Source organism: Shewanella sp. 10B, assembly GCF_023475885.1.
Taxonomy (GTDB): domain Bacteria; phylum Pseudomonadota; class Gammaproteobacteria; order Enterobacterales; family Shewanellaceae; genus Shewanella; species Shewanella mangrovisoli.
Genome location: NZ_JAMDJO010000015.1, coordinates 1 through 18,145, shown reverse-complemented (window position 1 = coordinate 18,145; position 18,145 = coordinate 1). Strand labels below are relative to the sequence as shown.

14 protein-coding genes are annotated in these 18,145 nt (G+C 48.4%); 9 read left to right on the top strand and 5 right to left on the bottom strand.

The features are described 5' to 3' along the window. The 7 genes from M0415_RS21160 to M0415_RS21130 form a co-directional block, all read left to right on the top strand. Positions 1-4,612, top strand: a 4,612-nt coding sequence (locus M0415_RS21160; protein WP_249560532.1) for an Ig-like domain-containing protein, incomplete at its 5' end; no start/stop codon positions are given. Positions 4,613-4,849: 237 nt separating this feature from the next. After that, entirely contained in the window at positions 4,850-5,401 is a 552-nt protein-coding gene (gene nudE, locus M0415_RS21155) for an ADP compounds hydrolase NudE (protein ID WP_011621002.1), read from the top strand. A 70-nt stretch (positions 5,402-5,471) separates the two neighbouring features. Then, a complete protein-coding gene (gene cysQ, locus M0415_RS21150; RefSeq protein WP_011621003.1) occupies positions 5,472-6,284 on the top strand; it encodes a 3'(2'),5'-bisphosphate nucleotidase CysQ in 813 nt (270 codons plus the stop codon). Positions 6,285-6,290: 6 nt separating this feature from the next. Beyond that, positions 6,291-6,734 carry a GNAT family N-acetyltransferase gene (locus tag M0415_RS21145; RefSeq protein ID WP_249552991.1) on the top strand — a complete coding sequence of 148 codons (444 nt, stop codon included), beginning with the start codon at positions 6,291-6,293 and terminating at the stop codon, positions 6,732-6,734. 230 nt (positions 6,735-6,964) lie between these two features. Further along, positions 6,965-7,576 (top strand): TetR/AcrR family transcriptional regulator, encoded by a 612-nt coding sequence (locus M0415_RS21140; protein ID WP_249552993.1) that lies wholly within the window; start codon positions 6,965-6,967, stop codon positions 7,574-7,576. Next, on the top strand, positions 7,567-9,432 hold the full coding sequence (locus tag M0415_RS21135; RefSeq protein WP_249552996.1) for an MFS transporter: 1,866 nt from the start codon (positions 7,567-7,569) through the stop codon (positions 9,430-9,432). The genes M0415_RS21140 and M0415_RS21135 overlap by 10 nt, the downstream gene beginning before the upstream one ends. A gap of 66 nt (positions 9,433-9,498) precedes the next feature. Continuing rightward, a complete protein-coding gene (locus M0415_RS21130; RefSeq protein ID WP_249552999.1) occupies positions 9,499-10,803 on the top strand; it encodes a hypothetical protein in 1,305 nt (434 codons plus the stop codon). Between the two features lie 57 nt (positions 10,804-10,860). Here M0415_RS21130 and mnmH read toward each other — a convergent pair whose 3' ends face one another. The 3 genes from mnmH to M0415_RS21115 form a co-directional block, all read right to left on the bottom strand. Further along, positions 10,861-11,958 carry a tRNA 2-selenouridine(34) synthase MnmH gene (mnmH, locus tag M0415_RS21125; RefSeq protein WP_249553002.1) on the bottom strand — a complete coding sequence of 366 codons (1,098 nt, stop codon included), beginning with the start codon at positions 11,956-11,958 and terminating at the stop codon, positions 10,861-10,863. Next, entirely contained in the window at positions 11,958-13,016 is a 1,059-nt protein-coding gene (gene selD, locus M0415_RS21120; RefSeq protein ID WP_249553004.1) for a selenide, water dikinase SelD, read from the bottom strand. The genes mnmH and selD overlap by 1 nt, the downstream gene beginning before the upstream one ends. A gap of 96 nt (positions 13,017-13,112) precedes the next feature. Next, the gene (locus M0415_RS21115; protein WP_249553006.1) at positions 13,113-14,219 is read right to left on the bottom strand and encodes an acyl-CoA desaturase; all 1,107 of its coding nucleotides are present in this window, start codon (positions 14,217-14,219) and stop codon (positions 13,113-13,115) included. 143 nt (positions 14,220-14,362) lie between these two features. Between M0415_RS21115 and fabR the strand changes: the two genes are divergently transcribed. Then, positions 14,363-14,977 carry an HTH-type transcriptional repressor FabR gene (gene fabR / locus M0415_RS21110; RefSeq protein WP_011070594.1) on the top strand — a complete coding sequence of 205 codons (615 nt, stop codon included), beginning with the start codon at positions 14,363-14,365 and terminating at the stop codon, positions 14,975-14,977. A gap of 69 nt (positions 14,978-15,046) precedes the next feature. On the opposite strand, the gene trmA is transcribed toward fabR, so the two are convergent. Then, positions 15,047-16,144, bottom strand: coding sequence for a tRNA (uridine(54)-C5)-methyltransferase TrmA (gene trmA / locus M0415_RS21105; protein WP_249553008.1), 1,098 nt, complete (start codon positions 16,142-16,144; stop codon positions 15,047-15,049). Positions 16,145-16,285: 141 nt separating this feature from the next. Here trmA and murI point away from each other — a divergent pair, with 141 nt between their 5' ends. After that, positions 16,286-17,104 carry a glutamate racemase gene (murI, locus tag M0415_RS21100; protein ID WP_249553010.1) on the top strand — a complete coding sequence of 273 codons (819 nt, stop codon included), beginning with the start codon at positions 16,286-16,288 and terminating at the stop codon, positions 17,102-17,104. Between the two features lie 11 nt (positions 17,105-17,115). Here the strand turns inward: murI and M0415_RS21095 are convergent, their stop codons facing one another. Beyond that, on the bottom strand, positions 17,116-17,580 hold the full coding sequence (locus M0415_RS21095; protein ID WP_011715450.1) for an RNA-binding protein: 465 nt from the start codon (positions 17,578-17,580) through the stop codon (positions 17,116-17,118). Between the last annotated feature and the right edge of the window lie 565 nt (positions 17,581-18,145).

Here is an 18,145-nt window from a genome sequence, read left to right as displayed (position 1 = left end):
GTTAACGAGTGCGAGTCAAGATGCGGCCTATAGCTACACCTTGGTCGCAACAGACAGCGATGTAGGCGACAGTATCACCTTAAGCGCAGTCACACTCCCAAGCTGGCTGAGTTTTAATGCGGCGACGGGCGTGCTCAGTGGTACCCCAACTAACGCTAACGTGGGTAGCCATGCGGTATTGCTACGCGCCACGGACGGGGATGGTCTGACGATTGACCAGAGCTTTACGATAGTGGTGGTAAACGTCAACGATGCACCGACCATCAGTTCAACGGCGTTAACGAGTGCGAGTCAAGATGCGGCCTATAGCTACACCTTGGTCGCAACAGACAGCGATGTAGGCGACAGTATCACCTTAAGCGCAGTCACACTCCCAAGCTGGCTGAGCTTCAATGCGGCGACAGGCGTGCTCAGTGGTACCCCAAGTAACGCTAACGTGGGTAGTCATGCGGTACTGTTACGCGCCACGGATGTGGATGGCTTAACCTCAGACCAGAGCTTTACTATTGTCGTGGCGAACGTTAACGATGCGCCGACTATCAGTTCAACGGCAATCACGAGTGCTACCCAAGATGCGGCCTATAGCTACACCTTGGTCGCAAGCGACAGCGATGTGGGCGACAGTGTCACCTTAAGTGCCGTCACACTGTCAAGCTGGCTCAGCTTTAATGTGGCCACAGGTGTCCTGAGTGGTACCCCAAGCAACGCTAACGTGGGCAGTCATGCGGTGGTGCTACGTGCTACGGATGTAGATGGCTTAACCGCAGACCAGAGCTTTACGATTGTGGTGGCAAACGTTAATGATGCACCGACTATCAGTTCGACGGCGTTAACGAGTGCGACTCAGGATGCGGCCTATAGCTACACCTTGGTCGCAAGCGACAGCGATGTGGGCGACAGTGTCACCTTAAGTGCCGTCACACTGCCAAGCTGGTTGAGCTTCAATGCAGCGACAGGCGTGCTGAGTGGTACCCCAAGCAATGCTAACGTGGGTAGCCATGCGGTAGTACTACGGGCAACAGACACAGATGGCCTGACGGCAGAGCAGAGCTTTACCATTGTGGTGGCAAACGTTAATGATGCACCGACCATCAGTTCGACGGCGTTAACCAGTGCCACCCAAGATGCAGCCTATAGCTATACCTTGGTCGCGACGGATAGCGATGTGGGCGACAGTGTGACCTTAAGCGCCGTTACACTGCCAAGCTGGCTGAGCTTCAATGCAGCGACGGGCGTGCTCAGTGGTACGCCAACTAACGCGAACGTGGGTAGCCATGCGGTGGTACTACGGGCAACAGACACAGATGGCCTGACGGCAGAGCAGAGCTTTACCATTGTGGTGGCAAACGTTAATGATGCACCTGTCGCTTCCAATCAGTCTGTGACATTAGAGGAAGACAGTTCGCTGATGATCACGCTTGCGGGTGAGGATGCCGACAATGATCCTCTGACCTATGAGATCACCGCGCAACCAGCCTCTGGTACCTTAGAGCAGCATGGTAGTGTCTGGCTCTACATGCCTGAGAAGGATTTTAATGGTACAGACTCTATTGGCTTTATTGCCAAGGATGCAGAGTTAAGCTCTGAGCCCGCCACAGTCACCATTACGGTTACGCCTGTGAACGATGATCCTCAAGCTGTCGATGACAGCTATACCTTAACCAGTACTCCCAATGACACCTATTCGCTGGCGGTGCTGGCAAACGATGTGGATGTCGATGGCGACGCCTTAAGCATAGATGGTGCCGCTGCGGATATTGGCAGTGTGCAAATCACTGCTGATGGACTCAGCTTTACCGCGCCCGAGGCTTATGTGGGGCCAGTTGCACTGCGTTATACCATTAGCGATGGCAACAAAGGCCGAGCAACCGCCAAAGTGAATGTGCTGATTGAAGGCGCTGATTCAGCGAATCAACCCGTGATCACCCTCCCTGATGATGTTGAGGTGAATGCGACTGGCCTGTTTACGCGGGTGAAACTCGGTTTTGCCAAGGCGGTTGACCGTAATGGCCATCCATTACCAGTGTCGCTGGTGAATAAGAGCTTGTTCTTCGCCCCTGGCAACTACTTAGCCTATTGGCAGGCAGTAGACAGCGAGGGCAACAAGGCGATTAAAGCGCAGAAGGTTAAAGTCAATCCATTGATTTCACTGAGCAAAGATCAAGTTGTTGCCGAAGGTAACCAAGTGACTGTGAGTGTTCATCTCAATGGTGAGGCACCGAGTTATCCGCTGAGTATTCCTTACACAGTGTCAGGAACGGCAGACAGTAGCGACCATGATTTGGTTGATGGCGTAGTGGAGATAGCCGCAGGACAAATGGCAGAAATCCACTTTACTACCCTGAACGATGGTGTGAGCGAAGGGGATGAAGAGGCGCTTATCAGCCTAGATCCAAGCTTGAATCTTGGTAGTAAGCAGCAGACCCAAGTTGTGATTACCGAAGCTAATATTGCACCACAGGTCAGTTTGGCTGTGGCTCAAGCTGGCCAGCAGCAAGTCATTGTCGCGCAAAATGGCGGTGATGTGCATATCCGTGCCACAGCATCCGATGCCAATGAGCAAGATACATTGACGCTGACGTGGGCAAGCGGCGCGCTAAGTTTGCAAGCGGATGCGACAGGCATGGCATTCTCTCCAGCCGCGGTGTCACCGGGGATTTATCCTGTGAGCCTGACGGTGACCGATGATGGTTCGCCTGTGCTGTCGAGTACTGAAACAGTGTACATCGTAGTGCGTCCAAGTTTAGTCGCATTGACGAGTGCCGATACGGATGGCGATTTAATTCCCGATGATCAAGAAGGCTATAGCGACAGCGATCGTGATGGTATTCCTGATTATTTGGACGCGAATAACGACTGTAATGTGATGCCTGAAGGTGAATTACAGCCAGTGTACTTCTTGGCTGAAGGGCAGGCGGGTGTCTGTTTACGTTTGGGGAACATTGCCCTAAGACGTGGACAGAGTGGCATGCAGCTGCAACCTGAAGTCGTGGCTGAAGATGCTTTAGCAGCCAATGTTGGCGGTATTTTCGACTTTATCGCCACGGGTCTACCTCAACAGGGCCAAAGCTATAGCTTGGTATTGCCACAACGCTCACCCGTTCCCGCGAATGCCGTCTACCGCAAGTTCAATGCTCAAGCGGGCTGGCGAGACTTTGTTATTGATGCAAACAACACTGTTGCCAGTACCGAAGGTGAGCGTGGTTTCTGCCCGCCACCGGGGGATAGCCGTTGGACGCCGGGATTAACCGAAGGCCATTGGTGTGTGCAGTTAACCATCGAAGACGGTGGCCCTAACGATGATGATGGTGTGGCTAACCGTACTATTGTCGACCCAAGTGGCGTGGCTGTGATGCTCAATGGTAACCACTTGCCTGTCGCCAATCCTGACTCGGCAGCAATTGCCTGGAACCAGAGTGTCGATGTGAACGTGCTTGCCAACGATACGGATAGCGATGGGGATAGTTTGAGCGTCACTCAAGTGATTAGTGAGTTTGGCACTGTCACAGTGTTAGCGGATCAACGGCTCAGTTACATGCCGGCGGCAGACTTCATCGGTACCGATGTGTTGGTGTATAGCATTACCGATGGCAAGGGCGGTACGGCAAGTAGTGAGTTGACGATAGTGGTGAATGGCAACACAGCCCCTGTGACTGTCGATGACAGCGCCGCCACCGATGATCGCACCAGCTTGCTTATCGACGTGCTGAGTAATGACACAGATGTGGATGGTAATACGTTGACCCTGTTAAGTGCGACGGCTCAACAAGGCACTGTGACTATCGAAGCGAATAAACTGCGCTATATCCCTAAAACAGGATTCGATGGCGTGGATACTGTGACCTATAGGATTAGCGACGGCCAAGGTGGTGAAGCGACGGGGCAAGTGCTTATCACAGTGAAAGCCTATCAAGAGGTCATTATCGATAATAAGTCAGGAGGAGGCAGTATGACCTTATGGGCGTTGGCATTCATCTTAGCGTGCGCCATGTTGCGCCGCCGAGAGTTACAGCGATTTGCTTTAGGCAGCCTGTTATTGCTCAGTGTGACGCAACAGGCGCAGGCAACAGACTGGTATGTTGAGGGTTTTATCGGCCAAGCGCAGGCCGATAAAACCCTGCCTGAGTTGAACGTCCAAGTTGGAGAAGGACAGCTCCTCAACGTCGATGACTCGGATACCGCATTTGGGGTGAGTCTGGGTTATCAGTGGACGCCGACCGTAGCGTTAGAACTGGGCTATGCCGACTTTGGTGAAGGCAGCGCGAGAATTAAGGGCTCAACCTTAACGCCGGAGCAATACCATGAGTTGGTGAAAACCGTCACCCCTGTGCTTGCCGATGGGGTCATGTTGGGCCTGAGATTTACCCTGCTGCAGCATCAAGGTTGGCGCTTTGAAGTACCCGTTGGCTTGTTCCATTGGCAAGCCGATATCAGCAGTACCATGGGCAATACCAGGATCAAGACCGACTTGGATGGCACTGATTGGTATGCGGGAGTGCGTTTTAGTTACCAATTCAGTGATGCTTGGTCCGTGGGGTTAGGTTATCAATACATAGATATCGAGCCGAATGACCTATTGAGTTATCAGCTCAATTTGCGCTATCAGTTTTAAATGATGTCGACATAAAAAGGGGCTTAGCCCCTTTTTTGTTGGTGAGTTTTCGCGGTAAAAAGCGAAAAGTTTTAACCGTTTCTCCTTTGTCTTGGCTGAGTATGTGATTTAAATCCCATGGCTTGGATGGTGGTCTTTGGAATAGCCGCACTAAATTCAGGTTGTAGATTAAAGACAGGATAGTAAGATTGTCACTTATCCTAGTTAGTTTGTTGCTATTTTTATCCAGGGGCAGTTATGTCGCAGCGGCACCATAAGCCGGAAATCTTACATACCGAAGTTGTCGCTAAGAGCCGCTTGTTTCAAATTGAACAGGTCCATCTTAAATTCTCTAATGGTGTTGAGCGCCAGTATGAGCGGATGAAAGGTGGTAGTCGTGGCGCTGTGATGGTGGTGCCCATTCATCAAGGCAACATGCTGTTAGCCCGTGAATATGCCGCTGGCACCGACAATTACGAGCTAGGTTTTCCTAAGGGATTAATAGACCCAGGTGAGCAAGCTATCGAAGCGGCCAATCGAGAATTGCAGGAAGAAATCGGTTTTGGGGCGCGTAAGCTGACATTGTTGAAAGAACTTAGCCTTGCGCCAGGTTATTTCTCTAGCAAGATGCAAATTTTCATCGCAGAAGATTTATATGAAAGCCGCCTCGAAGGCGATGAGCCAGAACCCATAGATGTGGTGCCTTGGGCGTTGGCCGAGTGGGAAGCGTTACTCGATAATAGCGATTTTTCCGAATCTCGAAGTGTGAGCGCATTGTTTTTAGCGCAGAAACACCTACAACTTAAATAATCTTTTTCGTTAAAGCGTTCAGCAACTGAGTGCTTGTAAATCATTCGCGAAGTTTGCGATTGGAGTGGTTATGAAGCCAGAAGAGTTAATCGACGAGGTGATTGCGATAGCAACGGATGCGGGTCGCACTATTCGTGAGATTTACCTCAAGGGTAATTTTGAACGAGAAACCAAGTCTGATAATACCCCTGTCACCTCGGCGGACTTAGCGGCAAATAAGCTGATCTGTGAACGCTTAGCCGCATTGACGCCCGATATTCCTATCCTGTCCGAAGAGGCTGCCGATATTCCCCTAAGCGTGCGCGAAGGCTGGAAACGTTATTGGTTAGTCGATCCTCTCGATGGCACGGGGGAGTTTATTGCGGGCAGTGGTGACTTTTCGGTGATCATCGCGCTGGTGGAGCACAATCGTCCGGTAATGGGTGTTGTGTATGTGCCGATGACGCAGGTTTGCTACTACGCCATTGCGGGCTTAGGTGCCTATAAACGCACCGATAAGCAGGAAGTGCGCATCAGTAGTCGGCAAATTCAGCACCGTGAGCAAGTTTCTCTTAGGTTAGCTGTGAGTCGTCGTCAGGATCCCCAATCCGTGTTGACCCTGTTTAATCAGCCTAAGCACTGTGAGCTGGTGGTCATGGGCGGTGCGGCCCTGAAGAGTTGTCTGGTTGCCGAAGGACGCGCCGATTGCTATGTGCGAGTCGGGCCGACGGGGGAGTGGGATACCGGCGCCGCGCAGATCATTATTGAGGAAGCAGGTGGCCAGCTCATGGATACCGAACTGCAACCTTTAACCTATAACGAGCGTGAGACGCTTGAAAATCCTAACTTTATTGTTGTTGGTGCGCCCAATTTAGAGTGGGATAAAATTTTAATCGGTGAATAGTTTTACATGCAGTCTATCCGTCCAGTATTAAAGTCAGAGTTAGCCGATGTTTTTCAACTCGAGCAGGCTATCTTTGGCGATCATTGTTATCCCGATTTTTTCTTCCGCCAAGGGTTTGATTGTTGGCCCGAGCAGTTTCTGGTTGCCGTAGATGATGGCGGGGAGCTGTTAGGCTATTTGCTCTGCGCTCAAAGTAGCGACCCTGCCTGTATGTGGATTCTATCCGTAGCAGTGAGTGAGCAAGTCCGCGGCCAAGGTATTGGTAAACAATTAATCCAGCAATGTTTAACCCAACTACCGTCTCAGGTTAAGCGGGTGGATTTAACCGTCGATCCCCATAATCCTGCCCATGGGTTGTATCAGCGTTTAGGGTTTGTCGATACCGCCTTCGAAGCGGACTATTTTGGCGCCGGGGCCGACAGGGTGGTGATGAGTTATCACTGCTGCTAGGTAAAAGTTCAACCTCGAAATGGCGCCCTCGATTGAGGGCGCCATTTTTTTATGCGTTGAAAGTTAAATTCCTTCCAAGGTTCCCATCGAGTGATTGCCTCAAAGTTAGCCCTTCTTCCCTCATTTTTATGCCTTTTATTTCATGCTGTACGCAAAACAAACTTATTTTGAACGTTGTTTTTTATTTTTTAGGCTGTTAATCTCACAGCATTCAACAGGGAGTGAGACCTATGGCGAGACGCAAAGAACATAGTCATGATGAGATTCGTGCTATGGCAATAGAAGCGGCAATGGCATTGCTGCAACAGCAAGGGACACAAGAACTGAGTTTACGCAAGATTGCTAGCCAGATTGGCTATGTGCCGAGTACCTTAATCAATATCTTTGGTAGCTATAACTACCTTCTATTAGCCGTTTCTGAGGCAACGTTGCAGGAGCTGATGCGTCAGCTCTCCGAGGTCAATGCAGAGAATAGTCGCAATCAAATCATTAGCATGGCGCAAAAATACGCTGAGTTTGCCCATGCACAGCGCCAATGTTTTAAGTTGGTATTTGAACTGCAGCTACTCGACTCAGAACCTTTGCCCGAATCCCAAGGCCAACTTATCGCGGGTTTATTTAGTTTAATTGAACGTGAGTTAGCCCTATTGTTCCCCAATAAGACTGCTGCACAGCAACTCCAAATGAGCCGAGTACTCTGGGGCGGCATCCACGGCCTCACCGCCTTATCGCTGGATAATAAATTGTTTGCCGATACGGCATCTTTACCCGCTTTGCTAGAGAGTCATGTGACAGGGTATTTACAGGGAATGGGTGATAAGAGGGAAGAGTCATGCTGCTAACAAAACGTTTTTTACCGTATTTTGCTACTCAATGCCTTGGGGCACTTAACGACAATATCTATAAAAATGTGTTGTTGCTGCTGGTCACCTTCAGCCAAGTCAATGATTTACCAATTAGTGTCGACATGTTTGTCAATTTGGCTGCTGGGGTATTTATCCTGCCGTTTTTCCTGTTTTCGGCCCATGCAGGTGTGGTGGCCGATAATATGGATAAGGCCAAACTTATCCGTCGCTTAAAACTGCTCGAAGTCATCATTATGTTCAGTGCCGCCGCGGCCATCGTGAGCGAAAATTACATGATGATGTTATTACTGCTGTTTTTAACCGGTAGTCAGTCAGCCTATTTTGGCCCGGTCAAGTATTCCCTCTTACCTCAAGCCTTAAAAGAAGATGAGTTAGTCACGGGCAATGCCTGGGTTGAGATGGGGACGTTTTTGTCTATCTTGATTGGTACCTTGAGTGCCGGGATTTTTGTGTCTGAAAACAATGCCACCCTATGGTCTGCCATCACAGTCGCAGCCCTTGCCTTGGCGGGGTATTTATCTAGCCGCGCGATCCCAGCTTTACCACCACAGGGTACAGTTCAGAAAATCCAATTTCGCCCATTATCAGGCACTTGGCGCACCATAAAGAAGGCGCGTCAAACGCCTTCGATTTGGATGGCCATCCTCGCCATTAGCTGGTTCTGGTTTTTGGGGGCGACATATCTGACCCAATTCCCTAACTTTGCCAAGTTGCACCTGCACTCTGGCGCGACTGTGGTGTCGCTGCTGCTGGGGATGTTCTCTATCGGGATTGCGGTGGGCTCCTTTGTTTGTGAGCGTTTTTCCTTTGGCCATGTGGAGTTAGGCTTGCTGCCCTTTGGGGTGCTCGGGTTAACTGTGTTTGGTGTGGACTTGCTCTGGGCGATTCCGCCAGCACCTGCGGATGCGCAGTTTGTTTATGGCTTACACTCCTTTATTGCCGAGCCGAAACATTACCGAGTGATGTTGGACTTCTTTATGATTGGGGTCAGCGGAGGTCTGTTTATCGTGCCTCTGTATGCCTTTATTCAAGCGCGCTCCGTTAAGGGAGAATGTGCGCAAGCGATTGCCGCGAATAACATTATGAACTCGCTCTTTATGGTGGCGTCGGCGTTGTTGTCTATGCTGCTGCTTGGAGTGGCTGGCTGGAGTATTCCACAGTTGTTCCTGCTGCTGGCGGTGATGAACTTTGTGGTTGCGCTTTACGTGTATTCGCAGGTGCCTGAGTTTACACAACGATTTATCAGTTACTTACTCAGCCATGTGATGTATCGGGTGACTGTGACTGGGCGAGAAAAGATCCCTAAAGAAGGCGCTGGCATCATAGTCTGTAACCATGTGAGCTATGTGGATGCGTTGATCATTATGGGAGCCTCGACCCGGCCGATTCGTTTCGTGATGGATAAATCTATCAGTGAAATCCCAGTGCTGAAATACCTGTTCCGCCATGCAGGAGTAATCCCGATTTGTTCGCCGCGTCAGAGTGAGGCAACTTACAATCAAGCCTTTGAATCGATTCATGAGGCGTTAGCGGATGGCGAATTGGTGTGTATTTTCCCCGAAGGTCGTTTAACCCCCGATGGTGAACTCGGCGAGTTTCGTCCCGGTATCGATAAAATCTTGGCCCGCGATCCCGTGCCCGTGATCCCTATGGCGCTCAATGGTCTGTGGGGTTCTTACTTTAGTCATAAGGACGGCCATGCATTGACTACTATGCCGAAACGCTTCTGGTCCAAGGTATCGGTGGATATTGATGGCCCTATTCTGGGAGCGTCCACTAGCCGCGCAAATCTACGGCAGCAAGTTGCAAACCTACTTGCTTTACGAAATTGAGATATGGTGTAATCCATTGGTTAAAAAGTTACATATAAATAACAATTTAAGTGTTGGAGTTTGGTCATGAAAAAGGGATGCTATATAGGCGCTTTGGTACTTGTGCTAAGTGGGTGTGGAGGGTCTGGTGATTCAAACTCAGATGGAGGAAATCCTACATCACCTCGACTAACAATGGATGTCGAGAGCACAGCGTCAATGTGTAATATAAGAGAAAAGAAAGCAGGTGTTGATGTGATTGTTCATCGACGTGACGGTAGTATTTTGAACTCTTATAAGAGTGATGCGCAGGGACATGTCGATGTCCCTTGGCCTAGTGAAGCATCACATTTAACGGTCGCGGCACAAGAGTTTGTGAATGGTAGCTCTTCTTGGCGGATCCAGACAGATTTAAATGCTAAAGCCAGTGATTATGGTATATATCGATTTACCGATGAAAATTTAAATAGTGGTTGTGACTGTAGCGATATCAATTTAGATACAAGCGAGATAGCTACTGTTTATAGTAACTACTATCTTTATGGTAATAATGCTTATATCAATCCAGCACTCACCAATAATCCATTGCATGTGTGTAAGCGTGACAATAAATTCGCGCCGATGAACTTTATATTAATTCCTAAGCAGGGTGGTATTGCTGCTTATGCAGCTAGTATAGATCCCAATGAGCTTGATTTATCGCAAGTTATTTCACTTTCAAGCAGTATGTTTGAAGGGGCGAGTCATGAGGGTACTTTGCTCAATGTAGATGTGAATAGCAGTAACTATTTTTTACGTAGTTATTCTGAAACAGAATACGGTCGCCAAAATTGGATTTCATGGCCTACAAGAGAAGTTCAGCTATTCCCCGAGCTTTTTAATCGCAATCTCGTGTCTGCATCACAACAAATCGATCTCGGTGGAAATGATATTGGAACTATGAGTTATGTCGGATTAACTCGGAGAGCCGTTGCAGATGCTTCAAATAACTTAAGCTTAAATTTACCATTAAATGAAAATCTAATGCTAAGTGAAGTTACACGCTTAATGAGTACAATTGGTAATGCAGGAAGTGCAAATTATGACTTCAGTTTCAACGCTAATCGTATGCAAGGGGTGCAGGTAACCTTATCGCAAAGCAATGATTACTGGTCTATTTCAGGCCCGCTGAAGGGTTCTATTCCTGATTTAGATTTGCCTGCGCACCTACAAGCGGCCTTTGATGATTCGTCGATGACATCGATGAGTTTCTATGTATGGGGTTATAGTGGTATGGCTGATTTATATGATTTACGCTCTGAGCTGAGTAAGTCTAGCCGCAGCACTAATTCTATACGTTCGACTAAATTTGACAATTACGACTACGAAGATATCACTATTTCAACGTATTAGTTTTGCAGGAAAAGCACCGCTGTACGCTATTGTGCGGCGGTGTATTTTCTATTTTTATTAATAGTTATCCAGCCACTCATGCATGGCATGGTGATTTCCCCTAAACAGAATATTGCCGGCTTTTTTCTGCAACTGGTATTCGTACATGGGGTCGTAATACTTGTGTAGTAGCAGGCTTATCCAGACTAAATGTTGTGAGGTTTGGTTTTGATTGAGTTGCTGCGACAGCGCTTGTTGCATCATGTCTTGCAACTCTTGATATTGTTTACCGCCAAGACGTTTGCGAATGCTACCAAGACTCTGTAATAGGTAGTGGCTAAAGGCTTCGAAACCTGCCTCTAAGCCGAGACGCTCGCTAAATCCTCGATGCATTTTGTGAACGTATTCATCGAGTAAGCGAGTGAGCCTGATGTCATCGTCTTCTTCGAGTACAACAATATCGGCCGTCTGCATTGCGCTATAAAAGCTTTGCGGCAGCGCCGAGCGGCCAATCAAAAAGCTTTCATCCTCGAGCAATAAACAGGCGTGGTTGTCTAATTGATGCCGAAGCAGGGCGATGGCGAGCTGATTTTCAAAGTTAATTTGTGTCGGTTGTGGGTCGATGTTTTTACCAAAGCTCGAGCCTCTGTGATTGGCAATGTCTTCGAGATCGATTGCTTCTTTACGCAGTCTTAAAAAATCGGTTTTACCGCTTCCCGTCATGCCACTCAGGCTTAGCAAAGGTTGCCGACTTGGCGCAGCCTCAATCACACCAATTAAATATTGGCGCATGCCTTTGTAGCCGCCCTGTACATAAGGCGCGGTAACGCCTGCCTCTTGCAGCCATTGCTGAGTTAATTGTGAGCGTAGCCCGCCGCGAAAGCAGTAAAGGTAAGCTTCGGGGTTTGCTGCTAAAAAGTTTAACCAAGCATCAATACGCTGCTGTTTTACCGCGCCATGCACGAGGGAATGGCCCAGGGCTATCGCGGCTTGCTGTCCTTGCGCTTTATAGCAAGTGCCGACCTTTTCCCGTTCCTTATCAACCATTAACGGCAGATTTACCGAGGAAGGAAAAGCGCCGCGGTCAAACTCGATTGGCGCCCTTAAGTCGATTAATGGCTGCCCAGCGATAAAGATATCGCGATATTGCTGGGCGGGGATGAGCTTAGCTGTCATTAACACAGCACCACAGTGGCGGTGGAGGTGGGCGTTTCTAACGAACCAATACAGATAGGCTCAATTTGATGGGCATTAAGTAGCGCCACCAGTTCCGTTTCGGCCTCACTCGACACCGCCACTAACAAGCCGCCACTGGTTTGTGGGTCACACAAAATGGCTTTTTGATGATCGGTAAGTGTGGGCAAGTGTTCGCCATAACTGTCGTAGTTACGGTGGGTGCCACCAGGAATACAGCCTTGCGCTAGATAGTCGAGGGCGCGGGGCAAGAGTGGCACGGCATCGAGGTCAAGTTTGGCAGTGAGTTTGGCACCTTGACACACTTCTAATAGATGGCCTGCAAGCCCAAAACCTGTGACATCGGTGAGGGCGTTCACGCCTTTAATCTTAGCGATTTTGGCACCTATGCTATTGAGCTGGCACATGGCATTGACTGCAATTTGGCTATCTTCATCTTTCAGTTTCTTCTGCTTTTGTGCAGTAGTGAGAATGCCAATTCCGATAGGTTTAGTGAGATACAAGCGATCACCCGCTTTTGCGGTATCGTTTTGTTTTAAATCCGTCAGGGCGATTTGCCCTGTGACCGCAAGGCCAAAGATTGGTTCAGGCGCATCGATACTATGACCACCGGCCAACATTATCCCAGCTTCCATGCAGGCTTGACGGCCACCATCAACCACTTGTTGCGCGATCTCGGCGGGGAGTTTGTTCACTGGCCAGCCTAAAATCGCAATCGCCATCATGGGCGTACCGCCCATGGCATAGATATCGCTAATAGCATTGGTTGCGGCGATACGGCCAAAGGTAAAGGGGTCATCTACGATTGGCATAAAAAAGTCGGTGGTACTGATAATGCCGATTTCATCATTGAGCTTGTAAACGGCTGCATCATCACGGCTTTGATTGCCGACCAACAGGTTAGGATCGGTAAATACAGGCAGCTGTGAGGCAAGAATGGTGGTCAGTACTTTAGGGGAAATTTTACAGCCGCAGCCAGCACCATGGCTATATTCTGTGAGTTTAATGCTATCGGCGGAAGATACAGTGGAATTCGACATGAGCCCTACATCCTGTAAAAAGTGATTGAGGCATCATCATAATAGGATACGGCCACCATGCAAGGCGGCCGTATGATTTTTACCGAGAATTGTGCTCTAGCTATAACTTGCCGTTAGGCTCTTCCAGCTTTTTTGCTGAGTCAGGAATCGTATCTTCAACTCTTCGACTTGCTGCAACAACTGTTGATCGACCAGTTGCTTGCGTTTGGCATCTAACAGTGTCTTTTGGGCTTGGTAATATTCGAGTAAATGTTGTTTCATCAACTCATACTCTTGCTGAATTTTTTCAATAATTTCATCAGCATTTGGCAAGTTTAGCACTTTGTTTCTGGTGTGTAGCAGTTGCATCTGCAGGCGTGCGCTCTCTATCCGCTCCTGTGGACTGGTGCGCAGGTCTTTGGCTAAGCCAACCCAAGATAACGCCTTAATCAGCCACTTAGTCGGATCGTAATGCCACCACTTAATGCCGTTACGGTAATCGTTTTCGAAGATATGGTGAAAATTATGGTAACCCTCACCGTACGTCAACATCGCCAGAAAACCGTTGTCACGGGCGGTGTTTTTATCGGTATAAGGTTGGCTACCCCACACATGGGCGAGGGAGTTGATGAAGAAGGTGCAATGATGCACAACGACTAAGCGCAGTAATCCCGCCATCAGCAACATGCCGGCGATATTGCCAGTGAACCAGCCGAGTAGCGCAGGCAAACCAATGTTCATCAGAATGACGAGGGCGAGATAGTGCTTGTGTTGCCACATCACGATACGGTCGTTCTGCAAATCACGCACGTTTTGGTAGTCATGGTAACGCTGGGCTTGGTATTCGCGCAGCATCCAACCTATATGGCTGTACCAGAAACCCATGTTAGCCGAGTAGGGGTCTTTATCATTATCATCGACATGCTTATGGTGCACGCGATGATCGGATGCCCAATGTAATGCACTGTTTTGTAATGCTAATGCACCGCCAAGCGCGTAGAGGAAACGTACCGCAGGGTGAGCTTTATAGGCCTTGTGTGACCAGAGTCTATGGTAACCCGCGGTGATCGACAGACCACTTGCAAAGGCTAACACCACAAAAGCAATCCATTCGCTGGCGCCATAACCCTGGGTTAGACCATACCAAGGAACGAGGATAACTGCACTGAGGAAGGTGAGGCTAAAGAGGATGACATTTAGCCAGATGATAGGGGGTTTATTCATTATAGTTTCCAATATCCGTATTTGAGCGTACAACTGTAAGCTAATTTAGCCTAGCAATCTTGTTTGGTCAAGGTTGATGGGGCTGTGTTTCAGACGCAAAAGCGGTATTATCGCGTCATTACATTCAGTTAGCGGATTGAAGAATGGGTATTCGTGCACAGCAAAAAGAGAAAACTCGGCGGGCATTGGTCGATGCGGCGTTTAACCAGCTCAGTGCTGAGCGAAGTTTCTCTAGCTTAAGCTTGCGTGAGGTGGCGAGGGAAGCCAACATTGCGCCCACATCCTTTTATCGTCATTTTAAGGATATGAATGAGCTTGGGTTGACCATGGTCGACGAAGGCGGGCTCACCTTAAGACAGATGATGCGAAAGGGGCGGCAACGTGCCGAAGCCGGGGGCAGTGTGATCCGCATTTCTGTGGATACCTTTATGGAAGTGCTTGATTCTAATCCAAACGTTTTCAGAATCTTACTGCATGAACGCTCAGGTACCTCGGCGGCCTTCCGCGCCGCAGTAGCCCGTGAGATTGAGCATTTTATCTCTGAACTGGCCCATTACACCGAAGCGACAGCGGGCCGCACGCCTATGCTGGCCAGAGCACAGGCAGAAGCCTTAGTGACCTTAGTGTTTAACGCCGGAGCGTCGGCGCTGGATATGAAGCGGGCCGATCGTAAAGTGCTCGCCGATCAATTGGTGATGCAATTACGTATGGTGGCGAAGGGCGCCGAAGCCTTACAACATAAGGTCGAGCATCGTTAAGTAAGATTGTGATTTAGTCCAAAAATAAAGGAGCCAATGGCTCCTTTATTTTTAGGTACATAGAGTCGCCTAACGACGCTCAAGCAGTACACCTGTTTCCATATGGTCGGTATATGGGAACTGATCGAACAGGGCAAAACGAGTGACTTTATGGGTCTGATTTAATTGCTGCAAATTGTCTTTCAGGGTGTCGGGATTACAAGAGATATACAGGATCCGCTCATAACCTTGCACTAACTCCAATGTGGCAGGGTCGATACCTGCTCGTGGTGGGTCGACAAAAATGGTGTTGCAGACATAGCTATCCAGATCTATGCCTTCTAAGCGTCTAAAGCTGCGCTTTTTCGCCATCGCATCGCTAAATTCTTCCGCCGACATACGGATAATCTGCAGATTATCGATATTGTTGACTTCGATATTGTACTGGGCAGCATCCACTGAAGGTTTAGCCAACTCGGTTGCGAGCACGCGATTAAAGTTTTGTGCCAGCGCGATGGAGAAGTTGCCATTACCACAGTAAAGCTCCAGTAAATCGCCTTGGCTGCGTTGAGTCACGTCAATAGCCCATTCCAGCATCTTGATTGCCACCTTGGCATTTGGCTGGGTAAAGCTGTTTTCGATTTGTTTGTAATGGAAAACTTTGTCATTCACTTGCAGTGACTCAACCACAAAGTCTTTATCTAAATCGATTTTCTGTTTGCGCGCACGGCCAATGATGTTGACCTTAAATTGGCTGCTCAATCTGGCTTTAAGTGCGGCGGCTTCGCTGCGCCATTGGTCATCAAGCTGTCTGTGATATAGCAGTGACACTAAAATCTCACCACTGAGCGTTGATAAAAAATCAACTTGGAAGAGTTTATGACGTAGGCTGTGGTTCGGCTTTAACTCGGCGATCAGTGCCGCCATCATTTGATTGATTAAGGAACTCGCGGGTAAGTATTGATCGCAACGAACTTTGTCGTTCAATACTTTATCGAACATGTAATAGTATAAATCGTCGCCTTCGTGCCATACGCGAAACTCGGCGCGCATCCGATAGTGGGCAGGTTCTGAGGCAAACACTTCAACACTCGGTGTCTCAAATTGGGCAAAGGCCTGCTCTAGCTTGATACGCTTTGCAGTTAGTTGCGCATCATAGGTCGTGGGATCCATTGCTGCTAAGTTCATTGTCGATTCACCGTGGCTGTAAATTGGGGCGCAAATTTTATACTAGGTGACACGAATGTCCAGCATCTTGGTTTTGCGGTTTGAGTTAAGCTGTGGGAGAATCCGCTCGCGAATGGGACAACGAATTAACTGGAGACGGGCTTGTCGCAACCAATATTAGTATTCGATTCTGGCATCGGCGGTCTATCCGTATTGGCCGAAATTCGCAAATTGCTCCCACATCACGATTACTGCTATTTGTTCGATAATGCCAGATTGCCCTATGGCGAATTGGAAGAGCAGGAACTTGTCTCAGGTTGTGTTGCGCTTATCGACCAAGTCGTCGAGCGTACCCATGCCGCGATTGTTGTCGTTGCCTGCAATACCGCCAGTACTGTTGTGTTGCCAGCGCTGCGTGCAACCTTATCTATTCCTGTTGTGGGTGTTGTCCCTGCCATTAAACCCGCAGCGCAGTTATCTAAGAGTAAGCGTATCGGCTTGCTCGCCACCCCAGGTACGGTCAAGCGCCACTATACCTACGAGTTAATCAGCCAATTTGCCGATGATTGTCACGTTGAGCTGTTCGGATCTTCCGAATTAGTGCTGATGGCCGAGCAGAAGATTGCCACTGGTCAATTGGACATGGCGCGGTTAACACAGGTTTTATCACCCATCGTCGAAGCGGACTTAGATGTACTAGTGCTTGGATGCACTCACTTCCCCATGCTGCGTGATGAATTGCAACAGGTATTAGGCCAAGGTGTCACCTTGCTCGATTCCGGTGAGGCAATCGCCAAGCGAGTCAAAACTTTGTTGGCTGAGACTAACAGTGAGCAGCACATTCAGGAAGACGCGCACTACGATGCACATATGCAGGCGTTTTATACTAAAGCGGAAATCAGTGAGGGATTAGCGACTACGTTAGTCGATTGTGGCTTTTCAACTTTAGAGCGAATCACCACAATCAACTCAAACGGATAAATTAACGCGGATTACTCATCGGTACCTGTACGGTCGGCAGCTTCCGAATCTTGAGTCTTCGCTTCTCTAACCTTTAAGGTTCTTTCTTGGAAGTTGAAATCGTTCAACTTGACCATCGCCTTTTGAGCTCCCGCCTCGGACATTTCCACAAAGCCAAACCCTTTACGACGACCCGTTTTACGATCACGTACTAAACGTACTGAGTTGACGGGGCCGAACTCACCAAACAGAACCTTCACTTCACCCTCATGGACACGATAAGGCAGGTTACCTACATAGAGTGTCATGGTCGGGCCAACATATTGCTCATCTGCACCTTGAGCTTGGTTTGTCTCTGGGACAAATTTAAAAACGAGAGTAGTAATGATAACGCCAGCAACAAAAGCGATGTACGCAGGTAATGTAGTTGCAAATTGAGATAGCGCGATTGCGCCGAGAATGGCAATAACCAAAACAATAAGAAATGACTTTTGCATATAAATGCTCTCTGAATGAAATAGAAAATGATAAATAACTGTTAACAGCAAGTCATATGGTAATGAATTATTTACTTTTACACTAGACCGCTGCCGAAAAATTGAGCGTGAATTATCATTTCTCAGATAAAAATTCGCTTTTAAATCGAATAACAAAGCAGAAAGAGATAAAAAATAGACATGATGTTTAAAATATCGACGTACGATTTAAAGAACCGAAAAAAGCCCTTGCACAAAAAGTTCTGCTGCCTATAATGCGCATCCACTGACACGGCAGACAGCTATACGCAGTTTCAAGTGCCAGTACATCGAGTGATTCACTCCTCGATGAGCGAAAAGAAAGTTGCAAAAACTACTTGACGCAAAAACGGGAATGCGTAGAATACGCAGCCCTGACCCGCTGAAATCACTTGCGATAAGGCGATGGTCAACGCTCTTTAACAATTTATCAAGCAAATCTGTGTGGACACTCACAGGTGTTGAGTTAATCGAAATTACTCTGCCGTTTGGCGAGTAATCAAAATTTAAATCAATGAATGAGTGTTCATAGCAATATGTACAGTTT

Excerpts from the sequence above, each read along its gene's own strand:
- nudE (WP_011621002.1), top strand. The coding sequence starts at position 4,850 with ATGTCGCAGCGGCACCATAAGCCGGAAATCTTACATACCGAAGTTGTC.
- cysQ (WP_011621003.1), top strand. The coding sequence starts at position 5,472 with ATGAAGCCAGAAGAGTTAATCGACGAGGTGATTGCGATAGCAACGGAT.
- M0415_RS21145 (WP_249552991.1), top strand. The coding sequence starts at position 6,291 with ATGCAGTCTATCCGTCCAGTATTAAAGTCAGAGTTAGCCGATGTTTTT.
- M0415_RS21140 (WP_249552993.1), top strand. The coding sequence starts at position 6,965 with ATGGCGAGACGCAAAGAACATAGTCATGATGAGATTCGTGCTATGGCA.
- M0415_RS21135 (WP_249552996.1), top strand. The coding sequence starts at position 7,567 with ATGCTGCTAACAAAACGTTTTTTACCGTATTTTGCTACTCAATGCCTT.
- M0415_RS21130 (WP_249552999.1), top strand. The coding sequence starts at position 9,499 with ATGAAAAAGGGATGCTATATAGGCGCTTTGGTACTTGTGCTAAGTGGG.
- mnmH (WP_249553002.1), bottom strand. The coding sequence starts at position 11,958 with ATGACAGCTAAGCTCATCCCCGCCCAGCAATATCGCGATATCTTTATC.
- selD (WP_249553004.1), bottom strand. The coding sequence starts at position 13,016 with ATGTCGAATTCCACTGTATCTTCCGCCGATAGCATTAAACTCACAGAA.
- M0415_RS21115 (WP_249553006.1), bottom strand. The coding sequence starts at position 14,219 with ATGAATAAACCCCCTATCATCTGGCTAAATGTCATCCTCTTTAGCCTC.
- fabR (WP_011070594.1), top strand. The coding sequence starts at position 14,363 with ATGGGTATTCGTGCACAGCAAAAAGAGAAAACTCGGCGGGCATTGGTC.
- trmA (WP_249553008.1), bottom strand. The coding sequence starts at position 16,144 with ATGAACTTAGCAGCAATGGATCCCACGACCTATGATGCGCAACTAACT.
- M0415_RS21095 (WP_011715450.1), bottom strand. The coding sequence starts at position 17,580 with ATGCAAAAGTCATTTCTTATTGTTTTGGTTATTGCCATTCTCGGCGCA.